At 72.0% G+C, this 19,919-nt stretch carries 19 protein-coding genes; 11 read left to right on the top strand and 8 right to left on the bottom strand.

The features are described from left to right. The first annotated feature begins 406 nt into the window (after nt 1–406). From IE153_RS18145 to IE153_RS18180, 8 genes are all read left to right on the top strand, one after another. Nucleotides 407–1,078, top strand: a complete 672-nt coding sequence (locus tag IE153_RS18145; protein WP_189590723.1) for a DUF6230 family protein — start codon at nt 407–409, stop codon at nt 1,076–1,078. After that, the gene (locus tag IE153_RS18150) at nt 1,078–1,536 is read left to right on the top strand and encodes a DUF6114 domain-containing protein (RefSeq protein WP_189590724.1); all 459 of its coding nucleotides are present in this window, start codon (nt 1,078–1,080) and stop codon (nt 1,534–1,536) included. The genes IE153_RS18145 and IE153_RS18150 overlap by 1 nt, the downstream gene beginning before the upstream one ends. A gap of 126 nt (nt 1,537–1,662) precedes the next feature. Continuing rightward, a complete protein-coding gene (locus IE153_RS18155) occupies nt 1,663–2,907 on the top strand; it encodes a cytochrome P450 family protein (protein ID WP_189590725.1) in 1,245 nt (414 codons plus the stop codon). Nucleotides 2,908–3,248: 341 nt separating this feature from the next. Further along, on the top strand, nt 3,249–4,253 hold the full coding sequence (locus IE153_RS18160) for a substrate-binding domain-containing protein (protein ID WP_189590726.1): 1,005 nt from the start codon (nt 3,249–3,251) through the stop codon (nt 4,251–4,253). Between the two features lie 191 nt (nt 4,254–4,444). Next, entirely contained in the window at nt 4,445–6,880 is a 2,436-nt protein-coding gene (locus IE153_RS18165) for a sensor histidine kinase (RefSeq protein ID WP_189590727.1), read from the top strand. A 14-nt stretch (nt 6,881–6,894) separates the two neighbouring features. After that, complete coding sequence (locus tag IE153_RS18170; protein ID WP_020271575.1) at nt 6,895–7,326, top strand: roadblock/LC7 domain-containing protein; 432 nt, start codon at nt 6,895–6,897, stop codon at nt 7,324–7,326. 1 nt (nt 7,327) lies between these two features. Beyond that, on the top strand, nt 7,328–7,687 hold the full coding sequence (locus tag IE153_RS18175) for a DUF742 domain-containing protein (RefSeq protein ID WP_189590728.1): 360 nt from the start codon (nt 7,328–7,330) through the stop codon (nt 7,685–7,687). Continuing rightward, on the top strand, nt 7,674–8,258 hold the full coding sequence (locus tag IE153_RS18180) for a GTP-binding protein (protein WP_189590729.1): 585 nt from the start codon (nt 7,674–7,676) through the stop codon (nt 8,256–8,258). Before IE153_RS18175 ends, IE153_RS18180 begins: the two co-directional genes overlap by 14 nt. A 66-nt stretch (nt 8,259–8,324) precedes the next feature. Here the strand turns inward: IE153_RS18180 and IE153_RS18185 are convergent, their stop codons facing one another. The 6 genes from IE153_RS18185 to IE153_RS18210 all read right to left on the bottom strand — a co-directional run bounded on the left by IE153_RS18185 (nt 8,325) and on the right by IE153_RS18210 (nt 14,097). Further along, nucleotides 8,325–9,281 carry an ABC transporter substrate-binding protein gene (locus IE153_RS18185; protein ID WP_189590730.1) on the bottom strand — a complete coding sequence of 319 codons (957 nt, stop codon included), beginning with the start codon at nt 9,279–9,281 and terminating at the stop codon, nt 8,325–8,327. A gap of 95 nt (nt 9,282–9,376) precedes the next feature. Further along, nucleotides 9,377–10,042, bottom strand: coding sequence for an ABC transporter permease (locus IE153_RS18190; protein ID WP_189590731.1), 666 nt, complete (start codon nt 10,040–10,042; stop codon nt 9,377–9,379). Beyond that, the gene (locus IE153_RS18195; protein ID WP_189590732.1) at nt 10,039–10,743 is read right to left on the bottom strand and encodes an ABC transporter permease; all 705 of its coding nucleotides are present in this window, start codon (nt 10,741–10,743) and stop codon (nt 10,039–10,041) included. The genes IE153_RS18190 and IE153_RS18195 overlap by 4 nt, the downstream gene beginning before the upstream one ends. After that, complete coding sequence (locus tag IE153_RS18200) at nt 10,740–11,864, bottom strand: ABC transporter ATP-binding protein (RefSeq protein WP_189590838.1); 1,125 nt, start codon at nt 11,862–11,864, stop codon at nt 10,740–10,742. The genes IE153_RS18195 and IE153_RS18200 overlap by 4 nt, the downstream gene beginning before the upstream one ends. Before the next feature lie 80 nt (nt 11,865–11,944). Continuing rightward, nucleotides 11,945–13,402, bottom strand: coding sequence for a sensor histidine kinase (locus IE153_RS18205; protein WP_189590733.1), 1,458 nt, complete (start codon nt 13,400–13,402; stop codon nt 11,945–11,947). After that, entirely contained in the window at nt 13,399–14,097 is a 699-nt protein-coding gene (locus IE153_RS18210) for a response regulator transcription factor (protein ID WP_189590734.1), read from the bottom strand. Before IE153_RS18210 ends, IE153_RS18205 begins: the two co-directional genes overlap by 4 nt. Before the next feature lie 206 nt (nt 14,098–14,303). Between IE153_RS18210 and IE153_RS18215 the strand changes: the two genes are divergently transcribed. Genes IE153_RS18215 through IE153_RS18225 form a run of 3 tightly spaced genes read left to right on the top strand, consistent with a single transcriptional unit; the run spans nt 14,304 to nt 16,751 of the window. Then, nucleotides 14,304–15,590: a ferredoxin reductase family protein gene (locus IE153_RS18215; RefSeq protein ID WP_435812002.1), complete on the top strand. Its 1,287-nt coding sequence runs from the start codon at nt 14,304–14,306 to the stop codon at nt 15,588–15,590. 13 nt (nt 15,591–15,603) lie between these two features. Then, entirely contained in the window at nt 15,604–16,008 is a 405-nt protein-coding gene (locus tag IE153_RS18220; protein ID WP_189590736.1) for an FMN-binding protein, read from the top strand. A gap of 5 nt (nt 16,009–16,013) precedes the next feature. Next, the gene (locus tag IE153_RS18225) at nt 16,014–16,751 is read left to right on the top strand and encodes an FAD:protein FMN transferase (protein WP_189590737.1); all 738 of its coding nucleotides are present in this window, start codon (nt 16,014–16,016) and stop codon (nt 16,749–16,751) included. A 14-nt stretch (nt 16,752–16,765) separates the two neighbouring features. Here IE153_RS18225 and IE153_RS18230 read toward each other — a convergent pair whose 3' ends face one another. After that, nucleotides 16,766–17,704, bottom strand: a complete 939-nt coding sequence (locus IE153_RS18230) for a Dyp-type peroxidase (protein ID WP_189590738.1) — start codon at nt 17,702–17,704, stop codon at nt 16,766–16,768. Between the two features lie 133 nt (nt 17,705–17,837). Beyond that, nucleotides 17,838–19,892: a beta-galactosidase gene (locus tag IE153_RS18235; protein ID WP_189590739.1), complete on the bottom strand. Its 2,055-nt coding sequence runs from the start codon at nt 19,890–19,892 to the stop codon at nt 17,838–17,840. Nucleotides 19,893–19,919: the final 27 nt, after the last annotated feature.

Raw genomic sequence — 19,919 nt, forward strand, 5'->3', positions numbered from 1 at the left:
AGCCCGTGCGGGCGCACCGGGCGACGAGATACCCGTACCGGGACGGGCGGGTCCGGGACACGTGGACGTGCCGCGTGGCGGATCCGGCGCCACGGATCCGGTGGGACGAGGAGAGTTGTAGACCTGCGCCTCCGTCAACGTCAAGGCTTCGCAAGGGAGTTGTGCGCGAGCTGAGCCTTTCGGGAGAGTGGCGACTCACCAGCGGCGCACAATGAACACCCTTTGTTCACACTTCCCTTGACCCTTCATGTAACCGCCGGTAACTTCACCGATGGCTACTGCGGCGTAACGAGAAAGCCCTTGCAACCGCCGGGAGTTGCGGGAGACGTACGCACGCGGTCGATGTCCGCGCCAGGGCAACGTGCCACCGAAGTCCGATCCGCACCGACATGCACCTGGAGCCGACATGACCTCCTCCGCCGAGCACACCCCCGAAAGACCGGACGGCGCCGCCGCCCCGGACGCCAGTGCCGCTCCCGCGCGACGCGGGCGGGTCCGGGCACGCCGGGCCGCGGTGATGGCGGTGCCGGCCACCCTGGCCGCCGCGGGCCTCGCCGTCCTCACCGCCCAAGGAGCGCTGGGCGTGCAGTTCGCCATCTCCGGCATGCCGTTCACGGTCACCGCGACCGAGCTGGACGGCACCGGCTTCGCACAGTTCGGCGGCCTGGACGAGATGGCCGAGGGCAGCCCCAACGCGGGTGACACCGGCGGTCAGGTGCTGGTCGTCACCTCCGTCATCAAGAACGCCACGCTCTCCAAGCTGTGCCAGAGCGTGGACCTGGGCGGCACGAACCTGGTCATCAGGGCGGGTGAGGGATCGCAGAAGGTCCGCGCCAGCGACCTGACGACCGACTCGACCGAGCTGACCGGCGATGCCGCGTTCAACAACATCGAGATCGGCAACGACGCCAGCACGCTCGACAAGGCCGGGCCGAACGGCCGCGGACCGAAGGGCGTGTTCAGCCAGCAGTCCGACACCGTGCACATCGCCAACCTGCGGCAGACCAACTACGCCACGACCGCCGGCGTGTTCAAGCTGCCGGGTCTGAAGCTGGGCTTCAGCGGATCGGGTTGCTGATGCCGCGCGGTCCGCGCGAGGGAGTCCGGCCCGCCTTCCGACAGTGGCGGGCCGGCCGTCCGTTCTGGGGCGGGCTGCTGCTCGCCCTCGGCGGGGTCGAGGTCCTGCTCACGCTGAAGGCGTCGCTGGACGTCATCCTGCACGTCGGCATGCAGGGTCTGGCCGGCTATCTGCTGCCGGTCGTGATGCTGCTGTGCGGCGTGCTGATCCTCTTCAACCCCGCCCAGCGCCTGTTCTACTCGGTCATCGGGGTACTGGTCTCCCTGGGCACTTGGCTGACCTCCAACCTGGGCGGTTTCTTCATCGGCCTGCTCCTGGGCGTGGTCGGCAGCTGCCTCGCCTTCGGCTGGCTCCCGGACCAGGAACCCCGCGTCAGCCGCAGGCGGCGCCGGAATGAGGCCCAGGCCGCCAAGGCCGTTCCACAGCCGCTGGAGCGGGAGGCCGGCCGGACCGCCTGAATCAGGCCAGTACCCCTCGACCCCCTGGCGCGGCCCGGCCGCGGCCACTTGGCTGGACGTGTCGCGCCCCCGCCCCGCCGGGCGTACGCGCAGTCCGCGAACAGCCGTCAGCCCAGGGAGAGTCCGATGGAGTTCAGCCGCCCGATCGTGATCGACCCGACCGGCCGCGACATCCACGGCGAGGCCGCACGGATCCGTGAGCGCGGACCCGTCACCCCCGTCGAACTCCCCCACGGTGTCCCGGCCTGGGCGGTCAGCAGCGCACCGCTTCTGAAGCGGCTGCTCACCGACCCGCGGGTGTCGAAGGACCCACGCCGGCACTGGCAGCGCTGGATCGACGGCGAGGTCTCACCGGACTGGCCGCTGTACACCTGGGTCGCGGTGCGGAACATGTTCACGGCGTACGGCACCGAGCACAAACGCCTGCGCACCCTCGTCTCCAAGGCATTCACCGCCCGCCGCACCGCCGCGCTGCGCCCTCGGATCGAGGAGATCACCGCGGCGCTCCTCGACCGCGTCGCCAAGGCGGGGGCCGACGGCCACGCGGTCGATCTGCGGGAGGAGTTCTGCTATCCGCTGCCCATCCAGGTCATCGGCGAACTGCTCGGGCTGCCGGAGGAGTTGGGCGCCGAGCTGCGGGCCGTGGTGGACGGCGTCTTCCACACCTCGGCCGACCCGGCCGAGGTCGCCGACATCTACGCCCGGTTCTACGCCGTCCTCGGCGAACTGGTCGCCGCGAAACGGGCGGCGCCCGGTGACGACCTGACCTCCGCGCTGATCTCGGCCCGCGAGGAGGGCGGCGGCACACGGCTCAGCGAGCAGGAGCTGCTCGACACGCTGATGCTGGTCATCAGCGCCGGTCACGAGACGACGGTCAACCTGCTCGACAACGCCGTCCACGCGCTGCTCGGCCACCCCGCCCAGCTCGCGCACGTCCTCGGTGGGCAGGCCTCCTGGGACGACGTCGTCGAGGAGACGCTGCGGGCCGAGGCGCCGGTGGCCAGCCTGCCGCTGCGGTACGCGGTCGAGGACCTGCCCCTCGGTGAACTGGGCGGGCCGGACGGCGCGGTGATCCGCAAGGGAGAGGCGATCCTCGCCGCGTACGCCGCCGCAGGACGCGACCCGGAGCAGCACGGCCCGGACGCCGCCGTCTTCGACGTCACCCGGGCTTCGAAGGATCATCTGGCCTTCGGCTACGGCGTCCACCATTGCCTGGGCGCCCCGCTCGGCCGGCTGGAGGCACGGGTGGCCCTGCCCGCGCTCTTCGAACGGTTCCCCGGCCTGGCTCTCGCCGTGCCGGGGGAAAAGCTGCCGCCGGTGGACTCCTTCATCTCGCACGGCCATCGGTCGCTGCCGGTTCTGACGGGCTGACGGGCTGGGGCGGCGCGCCGCCCCAGTCCAGGCGGGCCCGAAGGGCTCAACAGCAAGCGATTCCCTCCGCCGTCAGGCCGGTCCCGTTCGGAGTGGCCGAACCGCACGGACGGTATGGAAAGTCGAGGTGAGAGCATCCGCAGCCACCCGCCGTTCGACCGGCCGGACAGATCATCACGATGCGGCAGCGTCAACTCACGGCATGTGGCTGCTCACTTGACGACCGGTGGTCACACACGGTTGGCTCCGGGCCAGCGAGAGTCATGCGTCCGGTGCACCCTGCGGCCCCGCCTGCACTCTCACCCTGCTCTTGCTCGGCCGCACAGCGAGGTCCGCCCCTCATGAACACTCCTCCCCCGCCGCACACCTCCGTGAGACGCACCCGTGTCGCGGCGCTGGCCTTTGCCCTGTGCCTGTTGGTGTCCGGCTGCTCCGTGTTCGGGGCCGCCGACGACGCGGCGGACGCGGCGGGCGGGTCCGGCGGCGGGATGAAGGTCACCCTGGTGACGCACGGCGGCCAGGGCGACGCCTTCTGGGACCTGGTGCGCAGGGGCGCCGAGGCGGCGGCCGCCAAGGACGGCGTCGACCTGACGTACGTCGGTGACGCGGACCCGGCCGCGCAGGCCGATCTGGTGCGGGACGCGGTCCGCGCCAAGGCCGACGGCATCGCGGTGACCCTGGCCAAGCCGGCGGCGATGCGCGGTCCGGTCGCCCAGGCCAAGGCGGCCGGCATTCCCGTCGTCGGGCTCAACTCCGGCATCGACGCCTGGCGCCCGACCGGGCTCCTGGAGTACTTCGGCCAGGACGAGTCCGTCGCGGGCCGCGCCGTCGGCGACAAGCTGGACGGCCTCAAGGCCGAGCACGCCCTGTGCGTGGTGCACGAGCGGGGCAACGTCGCGCTGGAGGCCCGCTGCGCGGGGGTGCGCAAGACCTTCCGCGGCGACACCGACAACCTGTACGTGGACGGCACCGACCCGGACGCGGTGACCGCCACGATCGCCTCCCGGCTGCGGCAGGACTCGAGCATCGACGAGGTCGTCACCAACGGCGCCCAGTTCGCGCTGAGCGCGGTCGAGGCCGTGCGGCAGTCCGGCAGCCGGGCGAAGGTCGCCACCTTCGACCTGAACAAGGACCTGGTCGAGGCGGTCAGGGACGGCGACGTGCAGTTCGCCGTGGACCAGCAGCCGTATCTGCAGGGCTACCTCGCGGTGGACGCCCTGTGGCTGTACCGGACCAACGGCAACGTCAGCGGCGGCGGAACGGCTCCGGTGCTCACCGGACCCGCCTTCGTGACGAGGTCGAACGTGTCGGCCGTGGCGCGGTTCGCGGCCGCCGGAACCCGGTGACCGGACGCTTCCTGTGACGGTGTCGCCAAAGATTCGGTCAGGCCCGGTCCGCACCCCCACTTGTACGGATAACATCCTGCCCATCCCATGTGCCGTGCCGGGGACGGCACCACCCCCGCGCCCGTCCCCCACACCCCCCGACCGCTCCGCCTCCCCGCTCCTCACCCCCCGCTGATCGCCCTAGGACGACGATGTCTCGACGGACAGGTGCCCGGCGCCGTCTCGGTTCCATACGCCTCTCCCTGGTGCTCCTGGCCCTCGTGCCCAGCGTCACCCTCGCCGCGATGTGGGGCGTGACGACGATCCAGATGTTCTCGGAGGGCCTCAGGCTGCGCGACCAGACGGACCTCAGCCGGTCGACCGGTGCCATGGGCACCGACGCGACGCTGGCGCTGCAGCGGGAGCGCAGCCTGTCGGCCGCCTGGCTGGCCACTCCGAAGGGCTCGCGGGCCGCCCTCGACACGCAGCGCGCACAGACCGACAAGGCGGTCGCCAAGCTGGTCGGGCAGGCGGACGCGATCGAGAAGGCGCCCTCCCGCATATCCGACCGGCTGTACTCGGTGCTGGGCTCGGTGGGCAGCCTGGAGTACTACCGGGACCAGGTGGACAACCCGACCGACATCACCGCGCAGCAGGCGCTGGACCAGTACTCGTCGATCATCGACGACCAGATCCACGCCTTCCAGGAGCTGTCCCAGGTCGACGACGGTGACCTCACCTCGCAGGCCGGTCCGCTGGTCGGTCTCGAGCACGCGGCGGAGCTGGTGTCCCGGGAGGATGCGCAACTGACGCTGGCCTGGCCGACCGGGCACCTGGACGACAAGGCGTGGACGCAGTTCACGGAGCTGGTGAACACCCGGCGCTGGCTGGTCCAGGACCAGGTCGTGCCGCAGCTGACGGGCGACGCCAAGGCGCAGACCGAGCGGATCCTGGCGAGCCGCGAGTGGCAGACGCTGCAGTCCGTCGAGGACCAGGTGCTCGCCTCGCGCAACGCGAGCGCCTCCGCCGACCGGATCGCCCTGCCGGACGCGCAGAAGCAGTGGTCCGCCGCCATGGACACGCTGTCCCAGCAGTACACGGGCCTCATCGAGCGGCAGACGGCGGGGCTGCTGGAGCGCAGTGCCGACAAGGCTGACGCCCTGCTGCTCAAGGCGGCGCTGCTGAGCGCCGGCGGGCTGCTCGCGCTGCTGCTGTGCGTGGGCATGTCGTGGCGCATCACCCGCTCGCTGTCCCGGCGGCTGCGCGGTCTGCGCCGGGCCGCCGTCAGCCTCGCGCAGGAGCGGCTGCCCGACGTGGTGGCACGGCTGGACCGGGGCGAGACGGTCGACCCGGAGTCGGCGACGCCCGAGCTGGACTACGGCCACGACGAACTCGGCCAGGTGGCCCGGGCGTTCAACACCGCCCAGCGCACGGCCGTGCACACCGCGGTCGAACTCGCCGACACCCGGCGCGGCTTCCAGAAGATCATCCTGGGCATAGCCCGGCAGAGCCAGAACCTGGTCAACCTCCAGCTGAGCAAGCTCGACACGCTGGAGCGCGAGCACACCGACCCCGACATCCTCAAGGGCCTGTACGAACTGGACTCCACGGCCAGCCAGTTGCGCCGCTACGAGGAGAACCTCGTCATCGTCAGCGGTGAACGGCCCGGCCGCAGCTGGGCCGAGCCGGTCGCCCTCATGGACATCCTGCGCAGCGCGGTCGGGGAGGTCGCCGAGTACCAGCGGGTGGAGGTGCTCACCGAGGAGGAGGTGTACGTCGCGCCGCCCGCGGTCGCCGACGTCATCCACCTGCTGGCCGAGCTCATCGACAACGCGACCGCCTACTCCCCCGCCCCGAGCCCCGTCACGGTACGGGCCGGGATGGTGGCCAAGGGCCTGGCCGTCGAGGTCGAGGACCGCGGCCTCGGCATGTCGGAGGAGGACTACGCGTCCTTCAACGAACAGCTGGCGGTGCCCCCGCAGTTCGACGTGGTGGCGCTCGCCGACGACCTGCGCCTCGGCATGTTCGTGATCGCCCAGTTGGCCCACCGGCACAGCATCGCCGTCACCCTGCGCTCGTCGCCGTACGGCGGGACCACGGCGATCGTGCTGATCCCGCACGAGATCGTGGTGCGGGAGAGCGGGGACGGCGGGGCGAAGGACGGTGACACCCCGGAGGACGGGCTGGTGGCGGTGGACGGACGGGGTGCGCGGGACGCCGAGCCGGGCGGGTCGCCGCAGCCCGCCGACGCGCGGGGGACGACCGGAGGGGGAACCGACGGGGAAGGCGTACGCGCCGCCGGGTCCGCCCGCGAGCCCCGGCCCCTCGTCACGGCCCGCACCGCCTCCGCCGTCCCGTCCGCCCCGCGCGAGGTCGTCCCCCGCCGGGACGGTCTCGCCCCGCTCCCCCGCCGGGTGCCGCAGACCAGCCTGGTGGAGGAGTTGCGCGAGGAGTCCGCACCCGCCGAGGACGACGGCTCGCTCGACGACTTCACCGCGGAGGCCGCCGCGTCCTCCCTGGCCGGCTTCCAGCGCGGCACGCTCCGGGCCCGTGACGACGACGCCGAGCCGCCCCACGGCGAGGAGGTGGCCGCCGTACCCCGGCAGGCCGCCGGCCCCGTCCCCTCGACTCCGCCCGCCGACCGCTGACGAAGGACACCCCCATGACACGCCCCATCCCCGCCACGCACACCCAGCTCGACCAGCTGCTGACCGGTCTCGTGGAGCGCGTCGCCGACGTGAACCAGGCCGTGGTGCTCTCCGAGGACGGCCTGGTGGTCAGCAAGTCCACCGGCTTCCTGCGCGACGACGCCGAGCGGCTCGCGGCGACCGCGTCCGGGCTGATGAGCCTCAGCAAGGGCGTCAGCATGGACTTCCGGGGCGGTCCGGTGCGCCAGGCGCTCATCGAGATGGCCAACAGCTATCTGATCCTGACCTCCGCCGGTCCCGGTGCGCATCTGGTCGTGCTGACCGGGCCGGGCGCGGACGTCGGGGTGGTGGCGTACCAGATGAACATGCTGGTCAAGAAGATCGGCGAGCACCTGAGCGCGGCACCGCGGGGCATGGCCGGCCCCGTCGTCGATCCCGGCGTGTGAGGTGGACGTAGGTGATGCGGCGGGGCGGCTCGTCAGGCCGTTCGCTCTGACCGGCGGCCGGACCCGGCCCAGCCGCGCCGACTTCACGCTCATCTCGACGGTCACGGCGGTCGATCCGCAGCCCGTCACGGCGGCCCGGTGCCAGCCCGAGCACTCCCGGATCCTCCGGCTGTGCGCGGAGCCGCTCGCCGTGGCGGAGCTGGCCGCCCGGCTCGACCTGCCGGTGAGTGTGGTCGTCATCCTGCTGTGCGACCTGCTGGAGGCGGGCCGCATCACCGTCCGCCCGCCGCGCCTCGTCTCCCGCACCACTCCGGACCTGGACCTGCTGCAGAAAGTGAGGGACGGCCTTGGCCGGCTCTGACCTTGCCACTGACGCGTCTTCGGCACCCGACACGGTCAAGATCCTCATCGCCGGGGGCTTCGGCGTCGGCAAGACCACCATGGTCGGGTCGGTCAGCGAGATCGTCCCGCTGCGCACCGAGGAACCCCTGACCATGGCCGGTCTGGGGGTCGACGACCTCGACGGCATCGAGGAGAAGCGGGCCACCACCGTGGCCCTGGACTTCGGCCGGATCACCATCAGCCGGGAACTGGTGCTCTACCTGTTCGGCACGCCGGGGCAGCAGCGGTTCTGGTTCATGTGGAACGACCTGGCGCTCGGCGCGCTCGGCGCGGTGGTCCTGGTCGATGTCCGCCGGCCCGAGTCCAGCTTCGCGGCGATCGACTTCTTCGAGCGCCGGGGCATCCCGTTCGTCGTCGGGGTCAACGGCTTCCACGGCGAACACCCGTACCCGCCGGAGGACATCCGGGAGGCGCTCGCGGTGCCGGAGCACGTGCGGGTGCTGTTGTGCGACGCCCGGGACCGGGAGTCGTGCCGGGACGTGCTGATCGCCCTGATCGACCAGCTGATCGGGTCGGCGGTGCAGGCGTAGGGGCCGGCCGCCGGGAGTACCGGCCCGGGCGGTTCCCGCCGCCCGGGTACGGTGGTCAGCGGCCCGTCAGTTCAGGCCCGCCGACTTCAGCCACGCCGTCGCCACGTCCAGCGGGTCCTTCTTCTCCAGCTGCACCTGCGCGTCGAGTTCCAGGAGCGTCTTGGTGTCCAGCTTGGCGGAGACCGCGTCGAGTGCGTCGACGCCCTTCTGCGGGAGTCCGCTCTTGTTGACCAGCGGCGTCACGTTGGCGAACCCGAAGAGGTTCTCCGGGTCCTTCAGGACGACGAACTTCTCCTTCACGATGGTCGGGTCCGTGGTGAAGATGTCCGCGGCCTGGACGGTGTTCCTGGTCAGCGCCGCCTGGGTCAGCGGGCCGCCCGCGTCGAGGGCCTTGAAGGACTTGAACTCCAGGCCGTACACGGACTTCAGGCCCTTGAGGCCCTGCTGCCGGGTCTGGAACTCGGGGGAACCGCCGATCACCAGGTCCGGGGCGGCCTCCTTGAGGTCCGCGAGGGTGGAGGAGGAGGTGAGCTTGTACTTCTTCGCGGTCTCGGCGTTGACGCTGACCGAGTCCTTGTCCTCGGCCGGCGACGACTGGAGCAGGGTCAGCTTCTTGTCCAGCTTGGCCTTGACGGCCGCGTTCACCGCCTCGGCGGACTTCTGCTCGGCCTTGGGGTCCAGGTAGGCCAGCAGCGAACCGTTGTACTCCGGCAGCACGGTGACGGAGCCGTTCTTCATCAGCCCGTAGGTCGTCTCACGGCTGCCTATGTTGTGCTTGTACGAGACCTTGAGGCCCTTGGCCTTGAGTGCCTCGCCGTAGATGTCGGCGAGCAGGGTGCTCTCGGCGAAGTTGTTGGAGCCGACGACGACGGTGCCGGCCTTCGCCTTCTCGCCGGCCAGGGGGTTGTCGGAGGAGTCGCCGGACGAACAGCCCGCGAGCAGCGCCGCAGCGGCGGTGAGCGCGACGGCCGCCGCGCTGGTGTGCCTCGTCCTGGACCTGCTGCTCTTTGCGGTGAAAGTCATTCAACGATCCAATCCAGCTGCTTTGTGATCAGTCAAGAGCGTGCTGGTCACGGTTTGTCACAGACCCGGCGCCGGGTCTCGGCGTCAGTGCGGTCTCAGCGTCTGCGCACTCCCGGCGACACGGCCACCCGGCCCGCCACCCAGAACAGCGCCAGCGTGACGAGGGCAAGGACGGCCACCAGGGTGGCGCCGCCGACCACCTTCTCGTAGTTCCGCTGGTAGAGCCCGTCGACGATGTACCGGCCGAGGCCGCCCAGGCTGACGTACGCGGCGATGGTGGCCGTCGACACGATCTGGATGGCCGCCGAGCGCAGACCGCTCAGGATCAGCGGCAGCGCGACCGGCAGTTCGACCTGGAAGAGGATCCGCGACTCGTGCATGCCCATGCCGCGCGCGGCGTCCACCGGGGAGGGGTCGACGGTGCGGACGGCCTCGTAGGTGGTCACCAGGATCGGCGGTACGGCCAGGATGACGAGGGGGATCATCACGGGCAGCAGGCCGAAGCCCATCATGATGACGATCAGCACCAGCAGGCCGAAACTGGGCAGCGCGCGGGCGGCGGTGGCGATGAACGCGAGGGTGTTGCCGCCCTTCCCGGTGTGCCCGGTGAGCAGGCCGACGGGCAGGCCGATGGCGGCGGCGAGGGCCAGGGCCAGGGCCGAGTACTGGACGTGTTCGAGCAGGCGTTGCGGAATGCCGTCGTAGCCGTGCCAGTGGGCGCTGTCGCTGAAGAAGGCGTTGACGAAGTTCAGTACGTTCACCGGGTCACGTCCTGGGGGGCGGGCAGCTGCTGCCGCGTGCTCGGCTTGGGGCGCCTGCGGGTGCCGTTGGGCATCCACGGGGTCAGCACGACGCGGAGCAGCACCAGCAGGGCGTCGCACAGGATGGCCAGGACGGCCGTCGTGATCACGGAGTTCACGGCCAGCTCGGGGCGGTCGTACTTCTGCGCGTCGGCGAGCAGGTTGCCGAGGGCGCCCTGGTTGCCGATGAGGGTGCCGACGCTGACCAGGGAGATGCTGGAGACGGTGGCGACCCGGAGCCCGGCGATGATGGCGGGCACGGCGATCGGCAACTGCACCTGCGCGTAACGGCGTACGGGTCCGAAGCCCATGGCGGTGGCCGCGGCCAGGGTCTCCTGCGGCACGGACCGCACCCCGTCGACGATGGCCGGGACGAGCACCACGAGGCTGTACACGGCCAAGGGGATCATCACGGTCAGCTCGGTCTGCCCGGTGTAGTCGATGAGGACCACGAAGAAGGCCAGCGACGGGACGGCGTAGAGGATGGTGGTCGCGCCGAGCACCGGCGGGTACAGCCAGCGGAAGCGGACACAGAGCTGGGCGAGCGGCAGGGCGAGCAGCAGCCCGGCCAGGACGGGCAGCAGGGCCTCGCGCAGATGCAGTCCGATCAGGCCGGCGTAGCTGTGCTGGAGGTCGCTCGGGATGTCGAAGAAGCCGTTCACGACGCGACCTCGGCCACGTCGGCGTGGCCGGCGGCATGGGCGCTGCGGATGGCCTCGCCGATGGTCTGCTGCGCGACCACACCGGTCACCCGGCCGCTGTCGTCCACCGCGACGGCCCAGCCGGACGGGGAGAGCACGGCGCAGTCGAGGGCGGCCCGCAGGGAGTCGGTGCCGGGGACGAAGGGCCGGCCGTGCGGCCGGAGCCGGCCGGGGTCGATGTCGCCCGCCGTCAGGTCGTCCGGCTCGGCCCAGCCGAGGGGCCGTCCCCCGGCGTCGGTCACCAGGAGCCAGGCGGCGCCCGCGGCGGTGATCTGCTCGGCGGTGGCGTCCACCGGGATCACCGGGCCGGTCGTCAGCGGGAGTTCGGCGGAGGGGAAGAACGACAGCCGCCGGATGCCTCGGTCGGCTCCGAGGAAGTCCTCGACGAAGGCGTCGGCGGGGTTGGACAGCAGCTCGGCCGGGGGCGCGTACTGGGCGAGGTGACCGCCCTCGCGCATCACGGCGACCATCGTGCCGAGTTTGATCGCCTCGTCGATGTCGTGGGTGACGAAGACGATGGTCTTGCCCAACTCGTCCTGGATGCGCAGCAGTTCGTCCTGGAGTCCCTTGCGCACCACCGGGTCGACCGCGGAGAACGGTTCGTCCATGAGCAGTACGGGCGGGTCGGCGGCGAGTGCCCGGGCCACGCCGACGCGCTGCTGCTGGCCGCCGGAGAGCTGGTACGGGTACCGCTTGGCGAGTGCGGCGTCGAGGCCGACGCGCTCCATCAGCTCGGCCGCCCGGGCCCGGGCCTTCTGCTTGCCCCAGCCGAGTACGCGGGGCACGGTGGCGATGTTGTCGAGGATCGTGCGGTGCTGGAAGAGGCCGGCGTTCTGGATGACGTAACCCATGGACCGGCGCAGGGTGGTGACGGGGCGGCGCTGGATGTCCTCGCCGTCGAGGAGGATCGTTCCCTCACTCGGTTCGACCATCCTGTTGATCATCCGCAGGGTGGTCGTCTTGCCGCAGCCCGAGGGTCCGACGAGGACGGTGATCGAGCGGTCGGGTATTTCCAGGGACAACCGGTCGACAGCCACCGTGCCGTCCGGATAGCGCTTGGTGACTGATTCGATCCGTATCAAGGCGCCGGAGCCCTTCGGGTTGGCGGAAGCGTTGGCCATGGTCGTACGGGCTGTTTCCGGACGATTCTAGAGGGCGCCTTTCACCGGTCCGCAGGGCGTGCGTCCTTCACGGGCAGGCGCACGGTGAACACCGTCGCTCCCGGCGTGCTGGTCAGCTCGATGCGGCCGCCGTGGGCGCGGACCAGCGACTGGGCGACCGCGAGACCGAGCCCGCTGCCGCCGCGGTCGCGGCTGCGGGCCTTGTCGACGCGGTAGAAGCGGTCGAAGACCCGGTCGCGGTCGTCCGGCGGGATGCCCGGCCCGGTGTCGGCGACCCGCACCTCGGCGGCGCCGGGCGCGACGGCCACCTCCACCGACACCTTCGTGCCGGCCGGGGTGTGCACCGCGGCGTTGGTCAGGAGGTTGTCGACGACCTGCCGGATGCGCAACGGGTCCATCGGCAGCGGCACCGGCCCCGGACCCGCGAGGACCGTCAGCGGATGGTCCGGGCGGCCCGCGCGGAAGGCGTCCGCGGCCTGGCCCACCAGCTCCACCAGGTCGGCGTCCTGCAACCGCAGCGGCGCCTCCACCTGAGCCGCGTCCAGCCGGGCGAGCAGCAGCAGGTCGTCCAGGAGGATGCCCATGCGGGCGGCCTCGGCGCGCAGCCGGGCCAGGTGCCGGTCGCGTTCCTCGGGGGCGTTCGCGGCGGCGTACTGGAAGAGGTCGGCGTAACCGCGCACCGACATCAGCGGGGTGCGCAGTTCGTGCGAGGCGTCGGCGACGAAGCGGCGCAGCCGCTGCTCGGCCTCGGCGCGCACGGCGAGGGAGTCGTCGATGTGCTCCAGCATCGTGTTGAAGGCGGTGCGCAGTTCGTCCACCTCGGGCCCGCCGTCCCGGCCGTCGGCGCGCAGCGGCAGCCGGGCCGCCGACTCGGTCAGGTCGTGCGAGGCGATGCCGTGCGCGGTGGACGCCATGTCGCTGAGCGGCTTCAGGCCGCGGCGCAGCATCCGCCGGCCGAAGACGACCAGGGCGAGCAGCGCGAGGGCGAAGGTGACGACCTGGATCGTGATCAGTTGCCCGACCGTGTCCTCGATGTCCTCCAGCGGCGCGGCACTGACCAGGACCACGCCGGGCTCGACCTGGCAGGCGCGCAGCCGGTAGGAGCCCGCGCCCCTGAGGTGCTCGGTGCGCAGGAGTTCGGTGTGCGCAGCGGTCTGCGCCCGGGCCAGGGAGGTGAAGTCGTCGACGTCCTTGGGCAGGTCGGCCGGGTCCTCGGGCCTGCGGAGCTCGGGCGTGCCGTCCGACACGTCGTACACGGCGTAGAACCAGCTGTAGTACTTCTTGCCCGAGAGGGTGCCGTAGTCCGCGATGCTCTTGGACTGGGCGATCTGGGCCTGGGCGAGCTGGGTGTCGAGCTGGGCCGACAGGTAGTCCCGCATGTACGTGGTCAGGGCCGTGCCGACGACGGCGAACACGACCAGGGACAGGGCGCCGAGGCCGAGGGCCAGCCGGGTGCCGAGCCGCATGCGGCGGTAGGCCCGGCGCAGCCGGGCGATCACTCGGCGGCCTGCCGCAGCACGTACCCGAAGCCGCGCACGGTGTGGATCAGGGGCGCGCCGCCGTCGTCGGTCTCGTCGAGCTTGCGGCGCAGCCGGCTGACGACCAGCTCGACGACGTTGGAGCGGCCGCCGAAGCCGTACTCCCACACGTGGTCGAGGATCTGCGCCTTGGTGAGCACGGTGGGCGACTTGCGCATGAGGTAGCGCAGCACCTCGTACTCGGTCGGGGTCAGCGACAGCAGCCTCGCGCCGCGCCGCACCTCCCGGGTGTCCTCGTCCATCGTGAGGTCGCCGACCCGGAGCACGGACCGCTGGAAGGCGGGGCCGGCGCTGCGCCGCAGCACGGTCCGCAGCCGGGCCATCAACTCCTCCACGGCGAACGGCTTGACCAGGTAGTCGTCGCCGCCCCGGGTGAGGCCGGCGACCCGGTCGGCGACGCCGTCGCGCGCGGTGAGGAACACCACCGGCACCATCGTGCCGGAGGCGCGCAGCCGGTCCAGGACGCCGAAGCCGTCCACGCCGGGCAGCATCAGGTCCAGCACCACGATGTCCGGGTGGAACGCGGCGGCCCGCTTCAGTGCGTCCTCACCGGTGTACGCCGTGACCGCCTCCCAGCCCTCGTAGCGGGCGACGGTCGCGACGAGATCGGCGATGGGCGGGTCGTCGTCGACGACGAGAAGTCGTACTTTTTCCACGAGCTCATAGTGCTGCACGGGTCCCGTGCCGCCATAGCCGCGTGCCTCCTCGCCGCGGGATCGATAAAAACTCGAAAGTCGAGCGACAGCTTCCCGACAGCTCCCCCGCGCCAAGCTCGGTGTCCCAGGAGCCGATCAAGGAGCTGCCGACCGTGACGACCCTCCGACAACCCCCCGTGGCGACCCGCCCGGGCGTGCGCCCCTCCGTGGTGGGCCGCACCGGCCTGTACGCGGTGCTGCTGGCGAACGCCGTCGTGGTGGCCGTGTTCTTCGCGCAGGCGGGCTTCGCCTCGAACGCGCTGATCGTGCTGGGCCGGCTGACCGGCCTGTACGCGGCGCTGCTCATGGCGTTCCAGCTGCTGCTGGTGGCGCGGCTGCCGTGGTTCGACCGGCGGATCGGCATGGACCGGCTGACGTCCTTCCACCGCTGGACCGGCTTCTCGGTGCTGTGGCTGCTGCTGTCGCACGCCGTGTTCATCGTCTTCGGCTACGCCCGGTCCTCGTCGCTGGACCCGGTGAACCAGCTGGTGGACCTCGCCGAGACCGTCGAGGGCGTGCTGCGGGCGATCGTCGCCCTGGCGATCATCCTCGTGGTCGGCGCGGTCTCGGCCCGCTACGCCCGGCGCCGGCTGGCGTACGAGACCTGGCACTTCATCCACCTGTACACCTACGTGGCGGTGGTGCTGGCGTTCACGCACCAGGTCGCCGCGGGGACGACGTTCGCCTCGTCCCCGGTGGCGACCGCGTACTGGTACGGCGTGTGGGGCATGGCCCTGGCCTCGGTGTGCGCGGGCCGGCTGGTGCTGCCGCTGCGGCGCAACCTCCGTCACCGGCTCCGGGTGACGGCGGTCGTGCCCGAGAGCGACGACGTCGTGTCGGTCTACATCACGGGCCGCGACCTGGACCGGCTGCCCGCCCGGGCCGGGCAGTTCTTCCTGTGGCGGTTCCTGACGAAGGACCGCTGGTGGCAGGCGAACCCGTTCTCCCTGTCCGCCGCGCCCGACGGCCGCACCCTCCGCCTGACCGCCAAGCGGGCCGGTGACGGCAGCGCGGCCCTGCGGCACCTGAAGGTCGGCACGCGCGTGTTCGCCGAGGGCCCCTACGGCGCCTTCACCACCCTGCACCGCACCCGCCCCGACGCCGTGCTCATCGCCGGTGGCGTCGGTGTCACACCGATCCGGGCCCTGCTGGAGGAACTGCACGGCCACGCGGTCGTGATCCACCGGGTGTCCACGGACCGGGACGCCGTCCTCCACGACGAACTGCGCGACCTCGCGCTCGCCCGGGGCGCCGAACTGCATCTGGTCACCGGCCCGGCCGTGCCCGACCGGCTGGCGCCGCGGGAGCTGGCCCGGCTGGTGCCGGACATCGCCGACCGGGACGTCTACCTGTGCGGTCCGCCGCCGATGATGAACGCCGTCCTCGGCAGCCTGCGCGAGCTGGGCGTGCCGGGACCGCAGACCCACTTCGAACGCTTCAGCCTGGCCGGATGACGAGGAGACCGTCGTGAAACGAGCCCTGCCCGTCCTCGTCCTGAGCGTCGCGGGCCTGATCCCGCTCTGGCGCTACGCCCCGTCGCACGACACAGGGTCGGCGTCGGCCGCCACGGCGCCTGCCTCGACCCCCTCGGTGTCGTCGTCGGGCGGCACCACCTCCACGGTGGTGTCGGGGTCCACCGTCGACACCGAGAAGGGGCCGGTGCAGGTCGAGGTCACGTTCGACGGCGACAGGATCGCCTCGGTGCGGATGCTGCGGCAGCCGGACCACCCGCAGACCACGGCCGCCGTGCCCCGGCTCATCGAGGAGACGCTGCAGGCGCAGAGCGCCGACATCGACACGGTGTCCGGCGCGACCGTCACCAGCGACGGCTACAAGGAGTCGCTCCAGGCCGCCATCGACGCGAGGGGCTGAGGGGCATGGGCCGCGTCGAGCACGTCATGGGGTTCCCGGTGTCGGTGCGGATCGACGACGAGGACTTCCCCGGGACACCGGTGGACGACCTGTTCGCCTGGCTGCGCGAGGTCGACGCGCGGTTCAGCCCGTTCCGCCCCGACAGCGAGGTGTCCCGGCTGGACCGGGGCGAGGTGCGCGCTCCGAGTCAGGGGCTCCGTGAGGTCCTGGACCTGTGCGAGGAGTACCGGATCGCGACCGGGGGCGCCTTCGACGTCCGCCTCCCGGGCCGCCGCCTCGACCCCTGCGCGGTGGTGAAGGGCTGGTCGGTGCAGAAGGGAGCGGACCTGCTCTCGGCGGCCGGTGCGACGCGCTTCTGCCTCAACGCCGGCGGCGACGTGATCGCCTCCGGCGGCCCCTGGCGCGTGGGCGTACGCCATCCCGAGCACGCCGACCGGCTCTGCACGGTCCTGGACGTCACGGACCGGGCCGTGGCGACCTCCGCCCGCTACGAACGCGGCGACCACATCCTCGACGGCCGCTCCGGCCGCCCCGCGACCGGCCTGCTCAGCATGACGGTGGTGGCCCCGACCCTGACGGAGGCGGACGCGGTCGCGACGGCGGCGTTCGCCCTCGGCAGGGAGGGCGCCGGATGGGCGGCCGCCCGCGAGAACTGCGAGGTGTTCGCGGTGGACGCGGACCGGCGGGTGCTGCGCAGTGCCGGATTTCCGGCGGCGGGGGCGGGTGGGGTCGCGGCGGCGTGAGCCGGTGGCGCCGGTCAGCTGTCCGGCAGGTCTTCCAGGAAGCCCGACGGCGGTACGAAGAACAGGCTTCCGGTGACCGCGCGCGAGTAGTCCAGCAGCGGATCGGGGCCCGAGCCCGGCCCGCCCAGGAACATCTTGCGCAGCATCGTCTCGGGAATGCCAGGCGTGCGCGCGTAGGCCACGAAGTACGTGCCGAACTCCCCGTGCCCGGGCCTGCCGAACGGCATCGCCGACCGCAGTATCCTCTGCTCCGCGCCGTCGGAGCCGAGGACGGTGTTGACGTCCTTGTGCGAACCGGGCGCGTCCAGTTCCAGGTTGGTGAGCTTGGTGCGGCCTATCACCTTCTCCTGCGCCTCGACGGCGAGGGCGTCCCACGCGTCCACGTCGTGCAGGTACTTCTGCACCAGCGCGTAACTGCCGCCCCGGAAGGCGGGATCCTCCTCCCCGACCAGCGCCGCGTCCGCCGCCGCCTGCCCGACCGGGTTCTCGGTGCCGTCGACGAAGCCGAGCAGGTTGCGCGAGTCGAAGTAGGAGAAGGCCTGCGTCTCGTCCCGCACGGTGACGGCGCCGCGCAGCCGCCGCACCAGCTCGGCGGCCAGCGCGAAGCACAGGTCGGTGCGGGCGGCCCTGATGTGCAGGAACAGGTCGCCGGGGGTGGACGGCGCGTGGTGCCGGGGCCCGGCCAGTTCGCGGAACGGGTGCAGCTCGGCGGGCCGCGGACCGCCGAACAGCCGGCCCCAGGCCCGGGACCCGACCCCGGCGACGCAGCCCAGCCCGCCGTCGGGGCTGGGGAAGCCGACGGACCGCACCAGGCCCGCCAGCGCTTCCAGCACCTCCCGTACGGCGCCTTCCCCGCCGGGTTCGATCGTGGCGACCAGGAACACCGCGACCGACGCCGGCGGGTTCAGCACCGGTTGCGGCAGCGTTTCTCCCGAGGGCAGCGGTGACGTCATGGCTTCTCATCCCTTCGCCCGGACGGCACGGCCCGCCCGCTCCCCCTCCGGGACGGCGCGGCCCACGCCCCTGACACGATGCCCAGCGAACCGGCGGCCGGAACTCCCCGGGCCGGAAGGATGGTTGCTCGGACTACTCCTCCCGCAGCACCTTGACGTCCCACGGTCCGAGCGGCACCGCGTCGGCGTACACGGCGTCCGACAGCGCGTCCCGCAGGGCCGCCGGCACCGGTACGGACACCTCCTCCCACGACCAGTTGTGCAGGAAGCGCACGCGGCGGCCGTCCCGGGCGGTCGCCGAGGTCGCCGTGACGCTCGGGTGGGCGGGACGCCAGGCACCGTCCGGGGCGTACCGGTCGAACAGCGCCCGGGCGAAAGCGGGGTCGGGCACGGTGCCCACGTAGGTGATGCGTCCCGCGCCGTGGCGGTGCGTGGTGGCGGCGGGCCAGCGGCCGAAGTGCGGGTGCTCGTACGCCGCCAGGGTCTCGGCGCCCCGCGGCGACAGCCCGTCCGCCCAGTGCAGGGCGTGCGCGCCCGGCGGGAGGGGGAGCAGGTCCGTGCCGGTGACGGGCAGCGGGTCGCGCAGGTTGCTGAACTCGTCGTACGTCACCCCGGCCGCCTCGGCCAGCCGGCCCGGCTGGAGGTCGGTGCGGGCCCGGGCCTCGGTGTCGCCGTAGCCGGTGCGGGGTCCGAGGACGAGATGGCCGCCGGCCTCGGCGTGGGCGCGCAGCCGGTCGAGGACGGTGTCGTCGGCGGCGTAGTAGGCGGGGACGACCAGCAGGGGCGGCAGCTCGGCGTCCGGGAGCTGCCCGGGGTGCAGGACGCGGGCCTGGAGCCCGGCGTCGAAGGCCCCCCGGTAGAACGCGTCGAAGATCCTCTCGTACGACCTCCCGTCCGGGCCGCCGTCGGCGTCGGCCAGCGGCGGCTGGCCCTGGAGCGCCCACTTGCTGGGGCCGTCGTAGAGGAAGGCCACGTCGGCGTCCGGGGTGAGGGCCGAGACGAGGTCGCCCGCCTGTTCCAACTCCTCGCCCAGTGCTGCCAGTTCGCGGTAGACGCGGCCCGGGCGGCCGTTGTGCGGGAGGATCCCGCCCCAGTAGGTCTCGGCGCCGAAGTGCAGGGTGTGCCAGTGCCAGTACTCGATCATCGAGGCGCCGCGGGAGATCAGCGCCCAGGCCGCCTGGCGCCACTGGCCGTCGTAGGCGGGGCGGTTGTCCCACGGCCCGCCGATGGCCTGCGCGTCGGTCTCGGTGACCAGAAAGGGCTCCTGGCGGGAGGAGTACATGCGGTCGGCGCTGCGGTACAGCGCCCAGGTGCCGTTGGTCGTCCAGTGCTGCCCGCCGGCGCCGGTGTCCGGCAGCGCGAGGGCGTCCTGCATCGTGTAGTACGGGTTGCCCGCGGTGACGTCGAGGCGGTCGGTGAGCCTGTCGTCCTCGACGCCCTGGCGGTCGTAGGAGATGCACGTCGTGACGAACTGGCCGGGACGGGCGTACTCGCGCACGATGTCCGCCTGCCAGGCTATGAACTCCGTGACGAGCCGGGCCTGGAAGCGCCGCCAGGCCAGGTCGTACTGCGGCTGGGCGTTGCCGTCCGGGGTCCACAGGTCGGCCCAGGTGGACAGCCGGTGCGACCAGTAGACCAGGCCCCATGCACGGTTGAGGGTCTCCACGTCGCCGTACCGCGCGCGCAGTTCGTCGGTGAAGCGCTGGAAGACGCCGTGGTTGTGGAAGAGGTGCAGGCCGGGTTCGTTGTCGACCTGCCAGCCGATGACCGCCGGGTGGCTCGCGTGGCGTTCGGCGACCTTGCGGATGATCCGCTCGGCGTGGAAGCGGAACGCGGGGTGCGTGAAGTCGACCTCCTGCCGGGCGCCCCAGCCGATGCGCTCACCCGTGCGGGACTCGCCCGCGATCTCCGGGTACTGGCGGGCCAGCCAGGGCGGCACCGCGTACGTCGGCGTCCCGAGGATCACGGAGATGCCCCGCTCGTGGGCGCCGTCCAGGACCGGCTGGAGCCAGTCGAGGTCGAAACGCCCGTTCTCGGGTTCCCAGGTGGACCAGACGGACTCCCCGACCCGGATGACGGTGAAGCGGGCCTCGGCCATCAGGTCGAGGTCGTCCTTGAGGCGGTCGTACGGCTGGTACTCGTGGTAGTAGGCGGCACCGAACAGCACGCGCCGGGGCAGCTCGAACATGTCTCTTCTCCAGAGGGATTGATGGGA

This window comes from Streptomyces massasporeus (assembly GCF_014648995.1).
Lineage (GTDB): Bacteria > Actinomycetota > Actinomycetes > Streptomycetales > Streptomycetaceae > Streptomyces > Streptomyces massasporeus.

Coding starts and splice junctions, on each gene's coding strand:
- IE153_RS18225 (WP_189590737.1), top strand. CDS start 16,014: ATGGGCCGCGTCGAGCACGTCATGGGGTTCCCGGTGTCGGTGCGGATC.
- IE153_RS18150 (WP_189590724.1), top strand. CDS start 1,078: ATGCCGCGCGGTCCGCGCGAGGGAGTCCGGCCCGCCTTCCGACAGTGG.
- IE153_RS18230 (WP_189590738.1), bottom strand. CDS start 17,704: ATGACGTCACCGCTGCCCTCGGGAGAAACGCTGCCGCAACCGGTGCTG.
- IE153_RS18165 (WP_189590727.1), top strand. CDS start 4,445: ATGTCTCGACGGACAGGTGCCCGGCGCCGTCTCGGTTCCATACGCCTC.
- IE153_RS18170 (WP_020271575.1), top strand. CDS start 6,895: ATGACACGCCCCATCCCCGCCACGCACACCCAGCTCGACCAGCTGCTG.
- IE153_RS18160 (WP_189590726.1), top strand. CDS start 3,249: ATGAACACTCCTCCCCCGCCGCACACCTCCGTGAGACGCACCCGTGTC.
- IE153_RS18235 (WP_189590739.1), bottom strand. CDS start 19,892: ATGTTCGAGCTGCCCCGGCGCGTGCTGTTCGGTGCCGCCTACTACCAC.
- IE153_RS18145 (WP_189590723.1), top strand. CDS start 407: ATGACCTCCTCCGCCGAGCACACCCCCGAAAGACCGGACGGCGCCGCC.
- IE153_RS18185 (WP_189590730.1), bottom strand. CDS start 9,281: ATGACTTTCACCGCAAAGAGCAGCAGGTCCAGGACGAGGCACACCAGC.
- IE153_RS18155 (WP_189590725.1), top strand. CDS start 1,663: ATGGAGTTCAGCCGCCCGATCGTGATCGACCCGACCGGCCGCGACATC.